Raw genomic sequence first — 17,702 nt, forward strand, 5'->3', positions numbered from 1 at the left:
CCGGAACCACCGACACTGCCCGGCGGCCTGCCTAGGCCGTGATCGTCATCCGCTCGATGCCCGCGGAGCCGACCAGGAAGGTGAACGTCGAGGGTCCGTTGAACCCGTCTCCGCCGACCAGCGCCGTCACAGCGACCCCGTCCGGCACCGCGCTGAACTGGAGGTCGTCGAGCGTCACGGCCGAGCCGATGAACTCGCCGTCGCTCCACCCGCGGATCGCCTCGCGGCCGGTGAAGACGCGGCCCCAGTCGTCCACGCTGCCCGTCGGGGCGAACGTGTCGATGAAGCGTTCGGTGTCGTGCGCGTTCGCCGCGTCGATCGCCTCGGCGACGACGGGTGGGATGCCTTCGCGGCTCTCGTCGGTCACCGCCCCAGTGTGGACCGCATCCCGGGCTGCGCGCCAGTGCCCGACGCGACAGCCCCGGTCAGCCTCAGCCCTTCTTCGCCGCCGCCTTCGCCGCGCGCTTGAACTCGCGCACCTTCGTCAGAGACTCCGGGCTCACGATGTCCGCAACCGAACGGAACGAGCCTTCCGTTCCGTAGTCCCCCGCCGCCTCGCGCCAGCCGGGCGCCGTCAGCCCGCGCTGCTTGCCGAGGAGCGCGAGGAAGATCTTCGCCTTCTGCTCCCCGAAGCCGGGCAGCGCCTTCAGTCTGCGCAGGATCTCGGGGCCGTCCGGGTCGCCCTTCGTCCAGATCGCGGAGGTGTCGTCCCCCCAGTCGTCGACGATCGCCGCGGCGAGCGCCTGCACGCGCCCCGCCATCGAGCCGGGGAACCGGTGCACCGCCGGCGTCTGCTTCATCACCTCTGCCAGCTTCTCCGGCTCGACGGACGCGACCGTCGCCGGGTCGAGAGAGCCGAGCCTGTCCTGCAGCTTCGCCGGACCGGAGAACGCCGTCTCCATCGGGATCTGCTGGTCGAGCAGCATCCCCAGGATGAGCGCGAAGTCGGACTGGTCGAGGACGGCGTCAGCCTCGGGGTCGCCGGTGATGTTCACAGCCATGAGTTCATGGTGCCATCCGGTCAGGCGACCAGCAACAGCACCCCGGCCACCAGCGACACCAGCGCGATCAGCAGCGCGACGCCCATCAGCACCCCGTGGACGATCAGGAACGGCGTCGGCGTGCCCGCCGCATCCCGTGCCCTGGTGTCTTTGGCGACCCTGGCGAAGAACCGGGGCCACGCGAACACGTTGAATGCGGCGTTGACGAACAGGACGATGGCAGCGAAGACGGTCATGGTGTCTCCAGCCTAGGAGACGGTGGATGCGCGTCCGCTCAGTCGAGCCGGTGCCGCGGGCGTGCCGTCTCCGACAGGGTCGGCCGGTCCGTCCAGCGCAGCTCGACCACCTCGTTGGCCTGCGACGTGTAGAACATGTGCTGCGTCGAGCTGGCGTGGTCGACGAACGCCGACGGGGTGGATGCGGCCGGCGGCTGCCCCGCTCCGGTCAGCGGGTTCTCGTGCCACCCGGTCGGATCCCGCCACAGCTCGTGGATGAGGTGGTCCGCTCCGGCGTAGACGACGTGCTGCGTGGGGACGGGGACCGCATCCGTCGCCTCGAACGCGTACGCGGACACGCTCGTGCCCGCCAGCACCGGGCCGGCGCCCAGCGGCCCGGTGAGGTTCTCGACCGACCAGGTCCCGTCGTAGCGGTACTCCCACACGTCGCCCGCCGTGTCGACGACGTCCACGTGGCGCGTGCCGTCCGCCGCGAATCCGTAGCCGCGGTACGCGTCGTCCGCGAACCCACCCGGCCCGTCGAGCCCCGCGCCGATGTCGACCGGCTCGCCCCAGGTGAGGTTCGCGGTTCCCGTGTACTCGTAGAGGCGGCCGTCGTCGCCGAGGTAGTCGACGTGCATGGTCCCGCCCGGGGAGAACGAGTACCCGCCAGGAGCCCGCGCGCAGACCGGGCCGCCATGATCCGAGGTGAGGTCTTTGTGCACCCAGCTCGGGTCGCCGTCGTCGCGCGACTTCCTGGTGAGCACGTGCACGTGCCTGTCGATGCCCTGGAAGACGACCACCTGCGCGCGCCCCGACGCGTACTCGAAGCCCTGCGCGACCTTCCGCGCCGGCTGCGAACCGGAGTCGGCAGTGAGGTCGTTCGCGTGCCAGCCGTCGTCCTGGTACAGCTCGCGCAGGCGTCCGTCGCCCGCCGTGCCCAGATAGAGGACGTGCTGCGTCCCTTCCAGCACGAACAGGTAGGCGCGCGGGGCCGATGACGCGTGCGGTCCTCCGCTCTCCGCCATCAGGTCCTTCTCGTGCCAGACGTCGTCCGTCCCGCAGTACAGCTCGTGCAGCGCGCCGGTGCTGTCCGAGCCGCCGGTGCCGCCGAGGTAGATGACGTGCCGCGTCCGGTCGTCGGGGAAGTCGTACGCCGACGGGGCGAAGATGCCGGGCGGGAGGTGGAACGTGTCCGTCAGGTTGCGTGCTGTCCAGCCCATGATCTGCTCCGATCCGGATGCGGCGTGAGACGGGGAAAGAGTACGCCCACGCGCGGTGCGGTGGATAGGGTCAGTGCGCCCCGAACCGCTCGCTCAGCAGGTCGAGCAACGCCACGGCCGCCGCGCTCGGACGCGTGCGCGCCACCGCGCTGAGCACCCAGTCGATGCGCTCGGTGAGTGGGACCACCACCGTCCCGTCCGCCCGCAGCACGGTCAGCTCCGGCATCACGGCCACGCCCAGGCGCGCGGCGACGAACCGCGGGATCTCCCCCAGGTCGGACAGCTCGGTCGACACCCGCCTCGCGATCCCGCGCTCGTCGAGGGCGCGGTCGAGCGTCGCCCTGTTGCCGAACCCCTCCCGCGCATCCACCCACCGTTCGTCGGCGAGCTCGGCCAGCGACACGCTCCGCGCGGCGGCCAATGGATGCTCCTCCGGCAGCACGGCGACGAAGGGCGACACCGCGAGATCCCGGTAGAGCAGGTCGGGCACCCGGCCGGGCAACCCGAGGAAGGCCACGTCGATCCTGCCGAGCCGCACATCCCTGGCCAGCCCGGTGGACCCGCTGGGTGATGGCCCCAGCCGCAGATCGACCAGGGGATGGCGTTCGTGGAACTCGCCCATGATGCCCGGCAGGTCGATGGTGGTGAGGTTGGTGAAGATCCCGACCCGCACCTCTCCGCGCAGGCCGCCCGTGCTGTCGGCGAGCAGGCGCATCCGCTCGGTGGCCTCGAGGGTGGTGCGGGCCGCATCCAGCACCTGGCGGCCGAGCGGCGTCAACCGCACCCGGTGCCGGTCCCGCTCGAACAGGTCGCCGCCGAGTTCGCGTTCCAGCGAGCGGACGCCGGCGGAGACGGTGGACTGGGCGGCGAAGACCCGGTCGGCGGCGCGGGTGAAGTTGAGTTCGTCGGCGACGGCGACGAAGTATTCGAGCTGGCGGGTGTCCACGGGGTAATCGTAGTAGTCGATCACCAGCATCGGGGATATCCGTTGGACTCGATTGCCGGGTGGGAGCACGATAGCGGTATGGCACTCATGACCTCCCCCACCAGCGCATCAAGCAACTCCCGCGCATCCGGCGAACCCGGCGCATCCCGTGGGCCGTGGCGGCTTCGTCACGGTGCAGGGTTCTGGGTGATCGCGGCGGCGTTCCTCGCGGTGATGGCGTTCTCCACCCTGCCGACCCCGCTGTACGCGCTCTATCAGCAGCGCGACGGGTTCCCGACCTGGGTGGTCACGGTGGTGTTCGCTGCGTACGCGATCGGCGTGCTCGCGAGCCTGTTCCTGATCGGCCACATCAGCGACTGGGCGGGACGCCGCAGGATGATCCTCGTCGCCATCGCCCTCGAGATCGTCGCCGCCGTGCTGTTCCTGTTCTGGAACGACATCCCCGGCCTGCTGGTGGCGCGCGTCATCTCCGGCGTCGGCGTCGGGGCGCTGACGGCCAGCGCGACCGCCCACCTCAGTGAGCTGCGCTCCACCGCCCGTCCGGAGGAAGGTCCCCGCCTCGCCGGAACCGTCTCCACCGTCGTGAACACCGGCGGACTCGCCATCGGCCCGCTGATCGCCGGAGCGTTCGCGCAGTTCCTGCCCGCCCCGCTGGTGCTCCCGTACGCGGTGTTCCTGGTGATCCTCGCCGTCGCCGCGGTGGCGGTCGCCCTGGTGCCGGAGACGGTCGAGCGTGCAGAGGAGCGCCCCGCATACCGGCCCCAGCGGATCTCCCTGCCACGGGATGCGCGGAGCACCTTCTCCGCCGCAGCCGTCGCGGCGTTCGCGGGCTTCGCGGTGTTCGGGCTCTTCACTTCGCTCGCGCCGACCGTGCTCTCCGGCGTGCTGCACGAGACCTCGCGCCTCGTCGCCGGCGCCGTCCCGTTCTCGGTGTTCGCCGCGTCCGCGGTGTCGCAGATCGTGTTCGCCCGGCTGTCCTCCCGCGCCCAGCTGGTGCTCGCCATCCCGCTGGTGGTGCTCGGCCTCGCCGGTCTCGCGGTGGGTGTGCTGGTCGCCGGACTCTGGCTGTTCGTGGCGAGCGGCGTGATCGCGGGGGCGGGTGTCGGCCTGCTGTTCCGCTCCTCCATCGCGGTCGCGGCGTCGCTGTCGTCCCCCGATCACCGCGGCGAGGTGCTCGCGGCGATCTTCCTCATCGCGTACGTCGGCCTCGCGGTGCCCGTGCTGCTGGTGGGGGTGGCGCTGATCGTGTGGCCGGTGGTGCCGGTGCTGGTGGTCTTCGTGATCGTGGTGGGCGCGCTGTCGCTCGCCGGCGGCCTGCGGATGCTGCGCCGCTGAGCGGTGCGGGGTGGGTCGGAGCGCCGTGCGGGAGGACCCGCGCGGCGCTTCCTGCGGCTCGCGTCAGTCGGCGGCGCGCAGCTGCACGCGCAGCGAGTCCACGCGGGTCGCGATCACGTCGTCGGCGGCCCAGCGCTGAGCGAGCCGGCCGAGGACCGCATCCAGTTCCTCCCTGGTCAGCCCGGCGGAGAGCGTGAGGCGCACGACCAGTTCCTCTCCCGCCAGCCGAGCGCCGGGGTCGCCCGCGATCAGCTCGATGTCGTGCACGCCGAGCTCCGACCCGATGGAGGCGGTGAACGCCGTGAACACCTCCGGGTCGCGGTCGCTCGGCAGCCAGGGGCGGCTCTGCGCGATCGCCCACAGCGCTGGGCGCCGCAGCACGAACTCGGTCTCCGAGGTCGGGTCGAGCACGACCAGCTCGGTGTCCTCCGCGGCGGCGGCGAGCGCGACGCGCATCCCGTCTGCCGGCACGGGACGCGCATCCCTGTTCCAGGTCTGCATCGCGGTCACCGAGGAGAACACGGGCAGCACGGTGCGTCCGTCCGGACCGGCGACGGTCACGATGGCGAGTTCCTGGGTCTTGTCGATCAGCAGGCCGTCGTCGGTGGTGTCGCTCTCGCCGAGCCGCGCCATCAGCGGGATCAGCAACCGCGACGCGCGCACGGCGTCCACGACGGCCTCCGCACCCACCTCGCCGGCGCGGAACGCTGCCAGCGCACCGAGCAATGCGGGAGGCGCGCTGCCGTCGTCGTCGCCGAACGCGTTGTCGTCGAACTCCCGGCCCTCCCACGGCTGGCCCGCCGAGTCCGCCAGACGACCGGCGTCGGCCGCCAGCTGCGCCGCGAAGCCGCTCAGCCGCGCGGCGCCCTTCGCGCTCGGGCCCGTGGATGCGTGGTCGGAGCCCGGCCCGTCGCCCGGCTCAGTTCCCTGCGACATCCAGCGCCTCGGGCAGCGTGAACGCGCCGGCGTAGAGGGCCTTGCCGACGATCGCGCCTTCGAGCCCGCGCGGAACCAGTTCGCGCAGGGCGGCAATGTCGTCGAGGTTGGAGATGCCGCCGGACGCCACCACCGGGCGTGCCGTGCGGTCCATCACCTCGCGCAGCAGGTCGAGGTTGGGGCCGCGGAGTGTGCCGTCCTTGGTGACGTCGGTGACGACGTAGCGGGCGCATCCCGCGTCTTCGAGGCGCTCGAGGACCTGCCACAGGTCGCCGCCGTCGCGGGTCCAGCCGCGGGCCGCGAGGGTGGTTCCGCGCACGTCGAGGCCGACCGCGATGGCCTCGCCGTACTGGCCGATCACGTTCGCCGCCCACTCGGGGTTCTCGAGCGCCGCCGTGCCGAGGTTGATGCGCTTCGCACCGATCTCGAGCGCCGACTCCAGGGAGGCGTCGTCGCGGATGCCGCCGGAGAGTTCCACGTTCACGCCGCGGACCTGCTTGATGACCTTCTTCAGGATGGCGTGGTTGTCGCCCCGGCCGAACGCCGCATCCAGATCGACCAGGTGGATCCACTCCGCGCCCTGGTCCGCCCACTCGGCTGCCGCGTCGACCGGGTCGCCGTAGCTCGTCTCCGAACCGGCCTCCCCCTGGGTCAGGCGCACCGCTTTGCCGTCGGCCACGTCGACCGCCGGCAGCAGGACGAGCCGGGGGGTGTTGTTGAATTCGCTCATGATCTTCCTCGGTTGGGTCCGCGCGTCCGCGCGGGCTCGGGGTGTTGCCTGTCGGCTTAGAGGGTGCCGATCCAGTTGCGCAGCAGCTGGATGCCCGCGCGTCCGGACTTCTCCGGGTGGAACTGGGTCGCACTCAGCGGCCCGTTCTCGACGGCCGCGATGAACGGCTGGCCGTGCGTGGCCCAGGTGACACGCGGCTTCGGGAACGGCGGGACCACATCCAGGGTCCAGTCCTGCGCGGCGTAGGAGTGGACGAAGTAGAACCGTTCGTCGTGCAGCCCGTCGAACAGCGCGGAGTTCTCCGGAGCGTCGACCGTGTTCCAGCCCATGTGCGGCACCACGTCGGCCTTCAGCAGGTCGACCGTGCCCGGCCATTCGCCGAGCCCCTCGGTTTCGAGGCCGTGCTCGACGCCGTGCTCGAACAGCACCTGCATGCCGACGCAGATGCCGAGGACCGGCCGTCCGCCGGCGAGGCGCCTGTCGACGACCTCGTCGCCGTGGGATGCGCGCAGCGCGTCGATGACGGCGGCGAACGCGCCGACACCGGGAACGAGCAGCCCGTCCGCCTCCTGGGCTCGCTTGCGGTTACCCGTCAGCTCGACATTCGCACCGGCCTCTTCGAGCGCCTTGACGGCCGAGTGGACGTTGCCCGTCCCGTAGTCGAAGACGACGACATCGGGTTTCGTCACAGCGCCCCCTTGGTGGAGGGGATGCCGGTGATCAGCGGGTCGAGCGCCTTGGCCTGGCGGAACGCGCGCGCGAACGCCTTGAACTCGGCCTCCGCGATGTGGTGCGGGTCGCGCCCGCCGACGACGGTGATGTGCGTGGTGATGGCAGCGTTGAACGAGATGGCCTCGAAGACGTGGCGCACCATCGACCCGGTGAAGTGGCCGCCGATGAGGTGGAACTCGAACCCGGCGGGCTCGCCGGTGTGCACGAGGTACGGACGTCCGGAGATGTCGACGACGGCCTGCACCAGCGCCTCGTCGAGCGGGACGAGGGCGTCGCCGTACCGGGAGATGCCGCGCTTGTCGCCGAGCGCCTGCTTGATGGCCTGACCGAGGACGATGCCGATGTCTTCGACGGTGTGGTGCACGTCGATGTCGGTGTCACCGCTCGCGCGCACCCGCAGGTCGGTGAGCGAGTGCTTCGCGAACGCCGTCAGCAGGTGGTCGTAGAACGGCACGGACGTCTCGATGTCCGTGGCGCCCGTGCCGTCGAGGTCGATGCTCAGCTCGATGCTGGACTCGCTGGTCTCCCGCTGCAGGGTGGCGATGCGATTCGTCATGACAGCGAGTTTACCGGGGCGCCCGGACGCCCGAGCGCCGCGAGAGCGTCGAGGAAAGCGGTGGTCTCCTCCTCGGTGCCCGCCGTGACCCGCAGGTGGTTCGGGATGCCGACATCCCGGATGAGCACCCCGCGTTCGAGCAGCGCTTCGAACGTCGCGTGCGGGTCGGCGACGCCGCCGAACAGCACGAAGTTGCTTCCGCTGCGGTGCGGCTGGTAGCCGAGCCGGGCGAGCTCGGTGACGAGCCGGTCGCGCTGGGTGCGGATCTCGCCGACCATCGCCAGCATCTCGGCGGAGTGGGCGAGCGCAGCGACGGCGGCGGCCTGGGTCAGCGCGGAGAGGTGGTACGGCAGGCGGACGAGGCGGAGCGCATCCACCACGGCAGGATCGGCGGCGAGGTACCCGACGCGCGCGCCGGCGAACGCGAACGCCTTGCTCATGGTGCGCGAGATCAGCAGCCGTGGACGCCCCGGCAGCAGGCTCAGCGCCGTCTGCTCGCCGTCCGGCATGAACTCGGCGTACGCCTCGTCCACGATCACGATGCCGCGCGCGGCCTCGTATGCGGCCTCGATGGTCGCGAGGGACAGCGGCGTGCCGGTCGGGTTGTTCGGCGAGCACAGGATCACGATGTCCGGGTCTTCCCGCCGGATCTGCTCGGCCGCGGTCTCGGCGGAGAGCTCGAACTCGTCGTCGCGGGCGGCGGCGATCCAGCCGGTGCCTGTTCCGGATGCGAGGAGAGGGTACATGGAGTACGTCGGGGAGAACCCGAGCAGGGTGCGGCCCGGACCGCCGAATGCCTGCAGGATGTGCTGCAGCACCTCGTTGGACCCGTTCGCCGCCCAGATGTTCTCGGCGGTGAGCCCGTGCCCGAGGTACCGCGCGAAGCTCTCGCGCAGCTCGGTGAACTCCCGGTCGGGGTAGCGGTTGACGCTCCCCATCGCGGCGGAGATGCGGGCGACGATGTCGGCGGCAACGTCTGCGGGCACCGGATGCGTGTTCTCGTTCACGTTCAACGCCACGGGAACGACCTTCTGGGGCGCTCCGTACGGGGTCTTCCCCCGCAGGTCATCACGAATCGGCAGATCGGAAAGAGAGGTCACCCATCAATGCTAGTCACGCCGCGAGCCGCGTGACGCCGGACTGCACGGGCCCGGGCAGCTCCGCAACCCACCGCGCGCATCCATCCGCTCAAACGGAGTCCCCCGCCGACACGCCGCCAGCCCCTCCGCCCACACGGAGAATACGCGCACGACCGCCAAAAGTTCCGTATGAGCGGATCCCCGTCGCACGCGCTGCCCTACGGCCCATTCCGCCCATTCGGCGCCCACTTTCTCCGCTCAAACGGAACCCTGCTGAGACACGCCGCCAGCGCCTCCGCTCAAGCGGAGAACGCGGCCCACGTTGCCACACGTTCCGTGCGAGCGACGCCCGGCGTGGCACCCATCGCAGCCTTCCAGCACGATCCCCACAGTCGCGTAGATCCCCACCCCCGCGGGCACCCAGGAGCGGACGGCCCCGCCGCAACTTCGCTCACGCCTCCGCCGCAACTTCGCGAAGGCCCCCTTCTTTGCTTCGCGTACGGACTACTTCGCGAAAGGGGAACTACTTGGCGTACGGACTACTTCGCGAAAGGGGAACTACTTGGCGCACGGACTACTTCTCGAAAGGGGGCCCACTTCGCGTACGGACTACTTCGCGTGCGGCCCCTACTTCGCGTACTGGGACGGGATCGCGAGCTGCTGCCCGGGCGAGACGACCGCGGTGTCGAGCTGGTTCAGGGAGACGATGCTGGCGATCACGTCGCGGGGGTCGGCACTCGGCGCGACCTTCTCGGCGATGCTCCACAGGGACTGGCCCGACTCGACCGTGACGTACTGGAAGCGTACGTGGGCCTGGTCGCCGGAGGCGAGGGCTCCCCCGCCGTTGAGGGCGAAGACCAGGGCCCCGACGATGAGCGGGACGGAGGCGACCGTGGTGAGGACCGCGCGCCCACGGCGCGTGAGACGCAGGCGCGTGCGAGCGCCGGCGGGCGTCTGGAACTGCGACGACGACATCGTGACCGTTGCTGTGCTCATGCTGTTGACCTCCTAAGATTCCGCACCCGGTGCTTGGCCGGCAGGCCGGATGCGAAGCTGTGTTCCGAATATATCTTCGAATGTTCGAAACCACAACCGTGATTCAGTGGCGAAAACATCCGGGCGATTTCGAGACACGCTCGAACACATGTTTGTTTTAGCCCTGCATCGTGGATACAGTTTCGATTGTCTGGACTTCACTCAACCAGGCACCACCGACATTCGGGCCGGCCGGATGCGCAGACGGGTCACGAAAGGGACGACCGTGGCGAACGACAACCAGGGAGCACGCGAGCGCGGAGGCACGCGCAGACGTAAGAACCTGAGCGACAAGCAGCTGGCCATCCTCGACGTCATCCAGCGCTCGGTGAGCCAGCGCGGCTATCCGCCGAGCATGCGCGAGATCGGAGACGCCGTCGGGCTCTCCTCCCTGTCGAGCGTCACGCACCAGCTCAACCAGCTCGAGTTGAGCGGATACCTGCGCCGCGACCCCAACCGGCCGCGCGCGCTCGAGATCCTGATCGACCTGCCGTCCAACTCGTCCGAGTCCGTCGACTACGAGAACCAGACGCCCGTGGGCGACGCGGCGATGGTGCCTCTGGTCGGCCGTATCGCCGCCGGTGTCCCGATCACCGCCGAACAGCAGGTGGAAGAGGTCTTCCCTCTCCCCCGCCAGCTGGTCGGCAACGGCGAGCTCTTCATGCTGAAGGTCGTCGGGGAGTCGATGATCGACGCGGCCATCTGCGACGGCGACTGGGTGGTCGTCCGCACCCAGAAGACGGCGGAGAACGGCGACATCGTCGCGGCCATGCTCGACGACGAGGCAACGGTCAAGGTCTTCCGCCAGCGCGACGGCCACACCTGGCTGCTCCCCCGCAACTCCAACTTCGAACCCATCCTGGGCGACTACGCCGAAGTCCTCGGCAAAGTCGTCGCCGTCCTCCGCGCCGTCTGACCCACCCCAAACAATCGACTCCGAAGTTGTTCACCCTCGCCACCGGCGTGGCGCGTGAATAACTTCGGACTCGATTGTTTGTGGGGCGCGGCGTCAGGCCCAGCCGAGTTCCTGGAGGCGGGCGTCGTCGAGGCCGAAGTAGTGGCCGATCTCGTGGACGAGGGTGACGCGCACCCTGGCGCGCAGCGCATCCATCGTCGACACGTTCGCCGCGAGATTGTTGCGGTACAGGGTGATCCGGTCGGGCAGCTCGCCGAAACCGTACACGCCGCGCCTGGTCAGTGGATGCCCGCTGTACAACCCGTAGAGGCGCGGCCGCGCGCCGGGAGGCTGGTCCTCGATCAGGATCGCGACGTTCTCCAGCGGCTCGACCATGTCGGCCGGAAGCGCATCGAAGACCTCTCCCACCAGTGCCTCGAACGCGTCAGCGCCAATCTCCACCATTCCCCCATCCTCGCCCCGCACGCGACAGAGCCCGGGGTTTTTCGCCGCAGACGAACAGACTGCGGCGAAAAACCCCGGGCTCAGAAGCGAACGTGCTACGCGGGAGTCGGCGCCGACGCGGAGGCGCGCACGGCACGCGTCGCCTCGATGATGTTGCGCAGCGACGCGACGGTCTCGTCGTAGCCGCGCGTCTTCAGCCCGCAGTCCGGGTTCACCCACAGCTGCCGCCCGGGGATCGCCCCGAGCGCGGTCTCGAGCAGCTCGGTCACCTCGGCGACCGACGGCACGCGCGGCGAGTGGATGTCGTACACCCCCGGGCCGATGCCGTGCTCGAACCCGGAGCTCTGGATGTCGTGGACGACCTCCATGCGCGACCGGGCCGCCTCGATGCTGGTGACGTCCGCATCCAGGTTGCGGATCGCGTCGATGACCACGCCGAACTCCGAGTAGCAGAGGTGCGTGTGGATCTGCGTCTCGTCGCGCACGCCGGAGGTCGCGAGCCGGAACGATCCGACCGACCAGTCCAGGTAGGAGGCGTGGTCGGACTTCTTCAGCGGCAGCAGTTCGCGCAGGGCAGGCTCGTCCACCTGCACCACCCGGATGCCCGCGGCCTCCAGGTCGGCGATCTCGTCGCGGAGCGCCAGCGCCACCTGCCGCGCCGTCTCGCCGAGCGGCTGGTCGTCGCGCACGAACGACCAGGCGAGGATCGTCACCGGCCCGGTCAGCATGCCCTTGACCGGCTTGGGCGTGAGGCTCTGCGTGTACGTCGACCACTCCACGGTGATCGGCTTCGGCCGCGACACGTCACCCCAGAGGATGGAGGGGCGCGTACAGCGCGAGCCGTACGACTGCACCCAGCCGTTCTGCGTCACCGCGAACCCGTCCAGGTTCTCGGCGAAGTACTGCACCATGTCGTTGCGCTCGGGCTCGCCGTGCACGATGACGTCGATGCCGATCTCCTCCTGCAGGTCGACGACGCGCTTGATCTCGTCGCGCATCCTGCCCAGGTATTCGGCCTCGGTGATGAGTCCCTTGGCGAACTGCGCACGCGAGCGGCGGATGTCGCCGGTCTGCGGGAACGACCCGATGGTGGTCGTCGGCAGGAACGGCAACCCGAGGGCTGCATCCTGGGCGGCCAGCCGGTCGGCGTACTCTCCGCGGGCGAAGTCGGCCTCCGTCAGCGCCTCCTCGCGCTCACGCACTGCCGGTACGCGCACGCCCGGAGCCGCAGCACGGTCGGCCAGGGCGGCGGAGGCGGCGCTCAGCTCCTCCTGGATGGCCTCGTGGCCGTCCACCAGCCCGCGCGCCAGCGTTGCGACCTGCGCGACCTTCTGGTCGGCGAACGCCAGCCAGCTCTTCAGCTGGTCGGACAGCTCCGGCTCGTCGTCCACGTCGTGCGGAACGTGCTGGAGCGAGGTGGAGGTCGAGACGGCGACGTCCGGGCTCAGCGACAGCAGTTCGGTGAGGGTGCCGAACGCGGCTTCCAGGTCTCCGCGCCAGATGTTGTGCCCGTCGACCACGCCGCCGACGACGGTCTTGCCCGACAGCCCGGATGCGGTCGCAGCGTCGAGCCCGCGCGGCACGGCCCCGCGCACCAGGTCGAGGGAGATCGCCTCGACCGGGGAGGCGGCGAGCACCGGGAGCGCGTCGTCGAGGCTGCCGTACGGCGCTGCGACGAACAGGGCGGGACGGCCCGGCACCGCGCCGAGCGTGTCGTACGCGGTCGCCAGGGCGGCGAGCACCGCATCCCGCGGCTCGTCGATGGACTCGCTCACGAGCGCAGGCTCGTCGAGCTGCACCCACGGTGCACCGGCAGCGGCGAGGCGCGACAGCAGCTCGGCGTAGACCGGCAGCAGGTCGCCGAGGCGCGACAGTGGACGGAAGCCCTCGGGCGCCTCGTCGCTCGCCTTGCTGAGCAGCAGGAAGGTCACCGGCCCGACGATCGCCGGACGCGTGACGAAGCCCGCGGCCTTCGCCTCCTCGAACTCGCGCACGATGCGGTCGGACGCGAGCCGGAACTCGGTCTCCGGCCCGATCTCCGGCACGAGGTAGTGGTAGTTGGAGTCGAACCACTTGGTCATCTCCAGCGGCGCGTTCTCGCCCTCTCCGCGGGCGATCGTGAAGTATCCGGCGAGGTCGACGGACCCGTCGGCGTCCGCGAGCGCGGCGAACCGGGACGGGATGGCTCCGACGGTGACCGCGGCGTCGAGCACCTGGTCGTAGTAGCTGAAGCTCTCCGGAATGGATGCGTCATCGCGGCCGAGGCCGAGCGCGGCGAGCCGGTCCCTGGTGGCGGCGCGGAGGTCTGCAGCCGTCGCCTCGAGCTCGTCGGCGGTGATCGTTCCCGCCCAGAAGCTCTCGACGGCCTTCTTGAGCTCACGGCGGCGCCCGATGCGCGGGTAGCCGATGATCGTCCCCGTGGGGAACGGGATGCGGGGAGTGGTGTCGGTCATGCTGGTTCCCTTTCGGTCGTGCTGGCGTCGGTGGTCGTGGTGGTCGTCGTGGTCTGCTGCACGGGCGCGGCCGCCCCGAGCAGCCCCACCCGCTCCAGCACCGACAGCACCGCCTCGTGCTGGTTGAACGTGTACAGGTGAATGCCCGGCGCGCCCCCGTCGAGCAGCTTCTGCGCGAAGTCGGTCGCCCAGGCGATCCCGATCTCCCGCTGCCCCTCCTCCGTCGGCTCGACCTCGAGCTGGATCGCGAGCTCGCTCGGCAGGTCCTCCCCGCTCAGTTCGAGCATCCGCTTGAGCCTGGCCGGGCTGGTGACCGGCATGATGCCGGGCAGGATCGGGAACAGCACTCCGGCATCGCGGGCCTTCTGCGCGAAGCCGAGGTAGTCCTCCGGGTGGAAGAACAGCTGGGTGATGCCGAGGTTCGCGCCCGCCGCCTGCTTGGCGAGGAGGGTGTCGATGTCCTGGCTGACGCCGTGCGACGTCGGGTGGCCGTTCGGGAACGCCGCGACCGCGATCTGCACGTGCTCGCGGTGCGACAGCACCGTGCTCGCCGGCAGGCCGGGCACGGGCAGTTCGCCGTACGGCACCCGCTCCGCCTGCACCCGGTGGATGAGCTGCACCAGTTCGGCGGAGCTGTGCAGATCGCCGAGGCCGGTCTCCCCCGGCGCCAGGTCGGCGGGCGGGTCGCCGCGCACCGCGAGGAACCGCCGGATGCCCGCATCCAGGAACTCCCGGATGAGCTGGGCCGCCTCCGCGTGCGACGAGCCGACGCAGGTGAGGTGCGCCATCGGGCTCACGTCGGTGTGGTCGAGGATGTAGCGCAGCACGTCGAGCGACGACGACCGGGACGACCCGTTCGCGCCGTACGTGACGGAGATGAAGTCCGGATGCGCGGCCGCGAGCTTCTGGATCGTCGCGGGCAGCGCCTCGGCGGCGCGCGCATTCCGCGGCGGGTACAGCTCGAAGGAGAACCGCGCGTCCGTACAGCTCATGGCGTCCTCTGGTGTCGGTGGTGTGACGCTGAACCCCGCCCGGGGCCGCGCCCGCCTCGGTCAAGGTGGGACCCCGCCGCCCGGCGGAATCCGGTCGGTGAGGTGGTTCGCGGGCGGGTGCCGGGCTCGGCTGTCGCACCACCGAGCGGGTGCCCGCTGCGGTTGAATGGCAATCTACAACCCTTTGGTCCCGGTGTCGCCGTTCTGTGTCATCGTGTGACGATCGAACGTGTGAGACACCGCAGATTCGGCGGCCGTCGGAGCGCATACGCTCGCTGCAGAGCGGGACATCCCCGCCCGAACAGCGTGAGGTTCCGACCATGTCCCAGCAGAGCACCGTCCCGAAAACCCCGGCGTCCCGGCCGCACCTGCCGCCCGTCCTGCGGCCCGCGAGACTGCTGGCCACCCGGGATGCCGCACGGCTGCACCCCTCGGTGCTCGCGGAGGCGCAGCGCCGCGCATCCAGCTGGCAGTTGCGGATCGCCGACGCGATCACCGCGTTCGCCGGGTCGATGATGTTCGTCTACCTGCACATCGCGCTGTTCGCCGTGTGGATGCTCGCGCTGGAGAAGAATCCGTGGCCGACGCTGACCCTGATCGTGTCGCTCGAGGCGATCTTCCTGTCCACGTTCGTGATGATCGGCCAGAACCGGCAGGCGGCGTTCCAGCAGGCCAAGGCCGACCACGACTACACGGCGCAGGAGAAGCTGCTGGAGGAGAACACCGAGCTGACGCGCGCGATCCACCAGCTCACGCTCGAGCTCCACGCGCGCGTCCTCGCGGACACCCTGTCGGCGCCGACGGTTCCGACGGCCCCGGAAACGCCGAAGCCGGGACAGGATGGCCCTGTCCCGGCTTCGTGACGTCCCGGCTTCGTGACGCGTCCCGACGTCAGGCGGTCTGCTCCACGGCGAACGCCTCGAACACCGATAGGTATTCGGGCATCACCTTGGCCTTGACCCTGGTGCCGTCTTCCACGTAGTCCGTGGAGATGACGCGCCCGCGCTCGTGCAGCGCCGAGATGAGGTCGCCGCGGTCGTACGGGACGACCAGGTCGACCTCGACGGAGCGGTCGGGCAGCAGGCGCGCGATGGCGGCCAGGATCTCGTCGATCCCCTCACCCGTGCGTGCCGATGCGAAGATCGCGCCCGGCTCGAGTCCGCGCAGCACCAGCCTGTCGTCCGGTGAGACCAGGTCGGACTTGTTGAAGACCACGATCTCCGGCAGCTCGCGCGCTCCCACCTCGCCGATCACATCCCGCACCGTCGCCAACTGACTGGCGGGGTCTGGATGCGAGCCGTCCACCACGTGGACGATCACGTCGGACTCCGCCACCTCTTCCAGCGTGGAGCGGAACGCCTCGACCAGCTGGTGCGGCAGGTTGCGCACGAAGCCGACGGTGTCGGCCAGCGTGTACAGGCGGCCGTCGGCGGTCACCGACTTGCGCACGGTCGCATCCAGCGTCGCGAACAGCGCGTTCTCGACGAGCACGCCCGCCTTGGTGATGCGGTTGAGCAGGCTCGACTTGCCCGCGTTGGTGTATCCGGCGATGGCCACCGACGGCACCGAGTTGCGGTTGCGGTTCGCCCGCTTCGCCTCGCGCGCCGGCTTGAACCCGGCGATCTGCTTGCGCAGCTTCGCCATCCTGGTGTGGATGCGGCGGCGGTCCAGCTCGATCTTCGTCTCACCAGGACCACGCGACCCCATACCGGCGCCTGCGCCACCCACCTGGCCACCGGCCTGGCGGGACATCGACTCACCCCAGCCGCGCAGACGCGGCAGCAGGTATTCGAGCTGTGCGAGCTCGACCTGCGCCTTGCCCTCCCGGCTCTTGGCGTGCTGGCTGAAGATGTCGAGGATCACGGCCGTGCGGTCGATCACCTTCACCTTCACCACGTCTTCGAGCGCGCGCCGCTGGCTCGGGGCCAGCTCGGTGTCCGCGATGACCGTGTCTGCGCCGAGCGCAGCGACGATCCCGGCGAGCTCCTGCGCCTTGCCTTTGCCGAGGTAGGTGCTGGGGTCGGGATGCGGCCTCCGCTGCAGCAGACCGTCGAGCACCACGGCGCCCGCCGTCTCCGCCAGGGCGGCCATCTCCCTGATCGAGTTCTCCGCATCCTGCAGCGTGCCCTGTGAGTACACGCCGATGAGGACGACGTTCTCGAGCCGCAGCTGCCGGTATTCGACCTCTGTGACGTCTTCGAGCTCGGTGGACAGCCCGGCGACGCGGCGCAGCGCTGCCCGCTCCTCGCGGTCGAACTGGTCGCCGTCGTGCCCGGCATCGTCGGTGTGCTCGGTCTGCAGCGCCTGCGCGCCGCCGCCGAACAGCGTCATTCCTGCACGGCTCTCCGCACTGGCGAGGACGCGGGCGACGACGTCGTCGTCGCGCGTGTCGTCCGTGACCTGATCCGTGCTCACATGTTCATTCATCTGAAAATCCTGCATCTGGGTTAACCCTAGTTTGTTAGCGTCCTGTACGGTCCTCTTATGGCCAGCGGAGATCACTACTTTTCCCCGGCGCCCGAGAGTGAACTGAAGCTTCGCCCGATCACGGTCCGTCTCGCTGGACAGACCTACGAGTTGACGACGGCGAACGGAATCTTCAGCCCCGAGCGCGTTGACACGGGTACGCGAGTGCTCCTCGACCATGTCCCCTCCGCGCCGCCCGGCGGTCAGCTGTTGGACCTCGGATGCGGCTGGGGGCCTGTGGCTCTCACACTTGCTCTCGAATCCCCTCACGCGACCGTCTGGGCCGTCGATGTCAATACCCGAGCGTTGGACGTGGTGCGCAGGAACGCTCAGAAGCTCGGACTCACCAATGTAAACACATCCACGCCGGATGATGTTCCCGATGATGTATTTTTTACGACGATCTGGTCGAATCCGCCCATCCGGGTGGGCAAGAACGAGCTGCACAACCTCCTGGAGCGCTGGCTCCCGCGCCTCGAGCCCGGCTCGGACGCGTGGCTCGTCGTGCAGCGCAACCTCGGCTCCGACTCGCTGCACCGCTGGATGCAGGCCACCTTCCCCGACCTGACCACCACCCGCGCGGCCACCTCCAAGGGCTACCGCGTCCTCCGCGCCCGCCGTTCCGCCGACTGACGCCCCGCGC

The 17,702-nt window shown here is 70.0% G+C and carries 19 protein-coding genes; 4 read left to right on the forward strand and 15 right to left on the reverse strand.

The genetic code is table 11. From position 1 onward, the window contains the following. Positions 1-31: 31 nt before the first annotated feature. The 5 genes from ACN6M5_RS06135 to ACN6M5_RS06155 all read right to left on the reverse strand — a co-directional run bounded on the left by ACN6M5_RS06135 (position 32) and on the right by ACN6M5_RS06155 (position 3,415). Positions 32-367: a Cif family virulence factor gene (locus ACN6M5_RS06135; protein WP_085368081.1), complete on the reverse strand. Its 336-nt coding sequence runs from the start codon at positions 365-367 to the stop codon at positions 32-34. Between the two features lie 64 nt (positions 368-431). Continuing rightward, complete coding sequence (locus tag ACN6M5_RS06140; protein WP_085368083.1) at positions 432-1,001, reverse strand: HhH-GPD-type base excision DNA repair protein; 570 nt, start codon at positions 999-1,001, stop codon at positions 432-434. 20 nt (positions 1,002-1,021) lie between these two features. Then, positions 1,022-1,237: an SCO4848 family membrane protein gene (locus tag ACN6M5_RS06145; protein ID WP_085368085.1), complete on the reverse strand. Its 216-nt coding sequence runs from the start codon at positions 1,235-1,237 to the stop codon at positions 1,022-1,024. Positions 1,238-1,275: 38 nt separating this feature from the next. Then, complete coding sequence (locus ACN6M5_RS06150) at positions 1,276-2,439, reverse strand: hypothetical protein (protein WP_434948903.1); 1,164 nt, start codon at positions 2,437-2,439, stop codon at positions 1,276-1,278. Positions 2,440-2,509: 70 nt separating this feature from the next. Continuing rightward, positions 2,510-3,415: a LysR family transcriptional regulator gene (locus ACN6M5_RS06155; protein WP_434948904.1), complete on the reverse strand. Its 906-nt coding sequence runs from the start codon at positions 3,413-3,415 to the stop codon at positions 2,510-2,512. A 48-nt stretch (positions 3,416-3,463) separates the two neighbouring features. On the opposite strand from ACN6M5_RS06155, the gene ACN6M5_RS06160 reads away from it, so the two are divergent. Continuing rightward, the gene (locus tag ACN6M5_RS06160) at positions 3,464-4,720 is read left to right on the forward strand and encodes an MFS transporter (RefSeq protein ID WP_434948905.1); all 1,257 of its coding nucleotides are present in this window, start codon (positions 3,464-3,466) and stop codon (positions 4,718-4,720) included. A 63-nt stretch (positions 4,721-4,783) separates the two neighbouring features. Here ACN6M5_RS06160 and ACN6M5_RS06165 read toward each other — a convergent pair whose 3' ends face one another. The 6 genes from ACN6M5_RS06165 to ACN6M5_RS06190 form a co-directional block, all read right to left on the reverse strand. Beyond that, on the reverse strand, positions 4,784-5,656 hold the full coding sequence (locus tag ACN6M5_RS06165) for an SseB family protein (protein ID WP_434948906.1): 873 nt from the start codon (positions 5,654-5,656) through the stop codon (positions 4,784-4,786). After that, entirely contained in the window at positions 5,640-6,386 is a 747-nt protein-coding gene (priA, locus tag ACN6M5_RS06170; RefSeq protein ID WP_434948907.1) for a bifunctional 1-(5-phosphoribosyl)-5-((5-phosphoribosylamino)methylideneamino)imidazole-4-carboxamide isomerase/phosphoribosylanthranilate isomerase PriA, read from the reverse strand. The genes ACN6M5_RS06165 and priA overlap by 17 nt, the downstream gene beginning before the upstream one ends. Before the next feature lie 56 nt (positions 6,387-6,442). Beyond that, a complete protein-coding gene (gene hisH, locus ACN6M5_RS06175; RefSeq protein ID WP_085370383.1) occupies positions 6,443-7,075 on the reverse strand; it encodes an imidazole glycerol phosphate synthase subunit HisH in 633 nt (210 codons plus the stop codon). Beyond that, positions 7,072-7,674: an imidazoleglycerol-phosphate dehydratase HisB gene (gene hisB / locus ACN6M5_RS06180; protein ID WP_085370384.1), complete on the reverse strand. Its 603-nt coding sequence runs from the start codon at positions 7,672-7,674 to the stop codon at positions 7,072-7,074. The genes hisH and hisB overlap by 4 nt, the downstream gene beginning before the upstream one ends. Beyond that, the gene (locus ACN6M5_RS06185) at positions 7,671-8,774 is read right to left on the reverse strand and encodes a histidinol-phosphate transaminase (protein WP_434948908.1); all 1,104 of its coding nucleotides are present in this window, start codon (positions 8,772-8,774) and stop codon (positions 7,671-7,673) included. Before ACN6M5_RS06185 ends, hisB begins: the two co-directional genes overlap by 4 nt. Positions 8,775-9,380: 606 nt before the next feature. Beyond that, the gene (locus ACN6M5_RS06190; protein ID WP_434948909.1) at positions 9,381-9,749 is read right to left on the reverse strand and encodes a LysM peptidoglycan-binding domain-containing protein; all 369 of its coding nucleotides are present in this window, start codon (positions 9,747-9,749) and stop codon (positions 9,381-9,383) included. 235 nt (positions 9,750-9,984) lie between these two features. Between ACN6M5_RS06190 and lexA the strand changes: the two genes are divergently transcribed. After that, positions 9,985-10,704: a transcriptional repressor LexA gene (lexA, locus tag ACN6M5_RS06195; protein WP_434948910.1), complete on the forward strand. Its 720-nt coding sequence runs from the start codon at positions 9,985-9,987 to the stop codon at positions 10,702-10,704. A 93-nt stretch (positions 10,705-10,797) separates the two neighbouring features. Here the strand turns inward: lexA and ACN6M5_RS06200 are convergent, their stop codons facing one another. From ACN6M5_RS06200 to ACN6M5_RS06210, 3 genes are all read right to left on the reverse strand, one after another. Then, the gene (locus ACN6M5_RS06200) at positions 10,798-11,148 is read right to left on the reverse strand and encodes a metallopeptidase family protein (protein WP_434948911.1); all 351 of its coding nucleotides are present in this window, start codon (positions 11,146-11,148) and stop codon (positions 10,798-10,800) included. 95 nt (positions 11,149-11,243) lie between these two features. After that, positions 11,244-13,601, reverse strand: coding sequence for a 5-methyltetrahydropteroyltriglutamate--homocysteine S-methyltransferase (gene metE / locus ACN6M5_RS06205; RefSeq protein WP_434948912.1), 2,358 nt, complete (start codon positions 13,599-13,601; stop codon positions 11,244-11,246). Then, positions 13,598-14,593 (reverse strand): methylenetetrahydrofolate reductase, encoded by a 996-nt coding sequence (locus tag ACN6M5_RS06210; protein ID WP_434948913.1) that lies wholly within the window; start codon positions 14,591-14,593, stop codon positions 13,598-13,600. The genes metE and ACN6M5_RS06210 overlap by 4 nt, the downstream gene beginning before the upstream one ends. 320 nt (positions 14,594-14,913) lie before the next feature. Here ACN6M5_RS06210 and ACN6M5_RS06215 point away from each other — a divergent pair, with 320 nt between their 5' ends. Next, on the forward strand, positions 14,914-15,456 hold the full coding sequence (locus tag ACN6M5_RS06215; RefSeq protein WP_434948914.1) for a DUF1003 domain-containing protein: 543 nt from the start codon (positions 14,914-14,916) through the stop codon (positions 15,454-15,456). Between the two features lie 28 nt (positions 15,457-15,484). On the opposite strand, the gene hflX is transcribed toward ACN6M5_RS06215, so the two are convergent. Beyond that, a complete protein-coding gene (gene hflX / locus ACN6M5_RS06220; protein ID WP_434948915.1) occupies positions 15,485-17,020 on the reverse strand; it encodes a GTPase HflX in 1,536 nt (511 codons plus the stop codon). 57 nt (positions 17,021-17,077) lie between these two features. On the opposite strand from hflX, the gene ACN6M5_RS06225 reads away from it, so the two are divergent. Continuing rightward, the gene (locus ACN6M5_RS06225; protein WP_434948916.1) at positions 17,078-17,692 is read left to right on the forward strand and encodes a class I SAM-dependent methyltransferase; all 615 of its coding nucleotides are present in this window, start codon (positions 17,078-17,080) and stop codon (positions 17,690-17,692) included. Positions 17,693-17,702: the final 10 nt, after the last annotated feature.

The organism is Leifsonia araucanica (assembly GCF_051161895.1).
GTDB lineage: Bacteria > Actinomycetota > Actinomycetes > Actinomycetales > Microbacteriaceae > Leifsonia.

Excerpts from the sequence above, each read along its gene's own strand:
- ACN6M5_RS06140 (WP_085368083.1), bottom strand. The coding sequence starts at position 1,001 with ATGGCTGTGAACATCACCGGCGACCCCGAGGCTGACGCCGTCCTCGAC.
- ACN6M5_RS06145 (WP_085368085.1), bottom strand. The coding sequence starts at position 1,237 with ATGACCGTCTTCGCTGCCATCGTCCTGTTCGTCAACGCCGCATTCAAC.
- ACN6M5_RS06150 (WP_434948903.1), bottom strand. The coding sequence starts at position 2,439 with ATGGGCTGGACAGCACGCAACCTGACGGACACGTTCCACCTCCCGCCC.
- ACN6M5_RS06155 (WP_434948904.1), bottom strand. The coding sequence starts at position 3,415 with ATGCTGGTGATCGACTACTACGATTACCCCGTGGACACCCGCCAGCTC.
- ACN6M5_RS06160 (WP_434948905.1), top strand. The coding sequence starts at position 3,464 with ATGGCACTCATGACCTCCCCCACCAGCGCATCAAGCAACTCCCGCGCA.
- ACN6M5_RS06165 (WP_434948906.1), bottom strand. The coding sequence starts at position 5,656 with ATGTCGCAGGGAACTGAGCCGGGCGACGGGCCGGGCTCCGACCACGCA.
- priA (WP_434948907.1), bottom strand. The coding sequence starts at position 6,386 with ATGAGCGAATTCAACAACACCCCCCGGCTCGTCCTGCTGCCGGCGGTC.
- hisB (WP_085370384.1), bottom strand. The coding sequence starts at position 7,674 with ATGACGAATCGCATCGCCACCCTGCAGCGGGAGACCAGCGAGTCCAGC.
- ACN6M5_RS06190 (WP_434948909.1), bottom strand. The coding sequence starts at position 9,749 with ATGAGCACAGCAACGGTCACGATGTCGTCGTCGCAGTTCCAGACGCCC.
- lexA (WP_434948910.1), top strand. The coding sequence starts at position 9,985 with ATGCGCAGACGGGTCACGAAAGGGACGACCGTGGCGAACGACAACCAG.
- ACN6M5_RS06200 (WP_434948911.1), bottom strand. The coding sequence starts at position 11,148 with ATGGTGGAGATTGGCGCTGACGCGTTCGAGGCACTGGTGGGAGAGGTC.
- metE (WP_434948912.1), bottom strand. The coding sequence starts at position 13,601 with ATGACCGACACCACTCCCCGCATCCCGTTCCCCACGGGGACGATCATC.
- ACN6M5_RS06210 (WP_434948913.1), bottom strand. The coding sequence starts at position 14,593 with ATGAGCTGTACGGACGCGCGGTTCTCCTTCGAGCTGTACCCGCCGCGG.
- ACN6M5_RS06215 (WP_434948914.1), top strand. The coding sequence starts at position 14,914 with ATGTCCCAGCAGAGCACCGTCCCGAAAACCCCGGCGTCCCGGCCGCAC.
- hflX (WP_434948915.1), bottom strand. The coding sequence starts at position 17,020 with ATGAATGAACATGTGAGCACGGATCAGGTCACGGACGACACGCGCGAC.
- ACN6M5_RS06225 (WP_434948916.1), top strand. The coding sequence starts at position 17,078 with ATGGCCAGCGGAGATCACTACTTTTCCCCGGCGCCCGAGAGTGAACTG.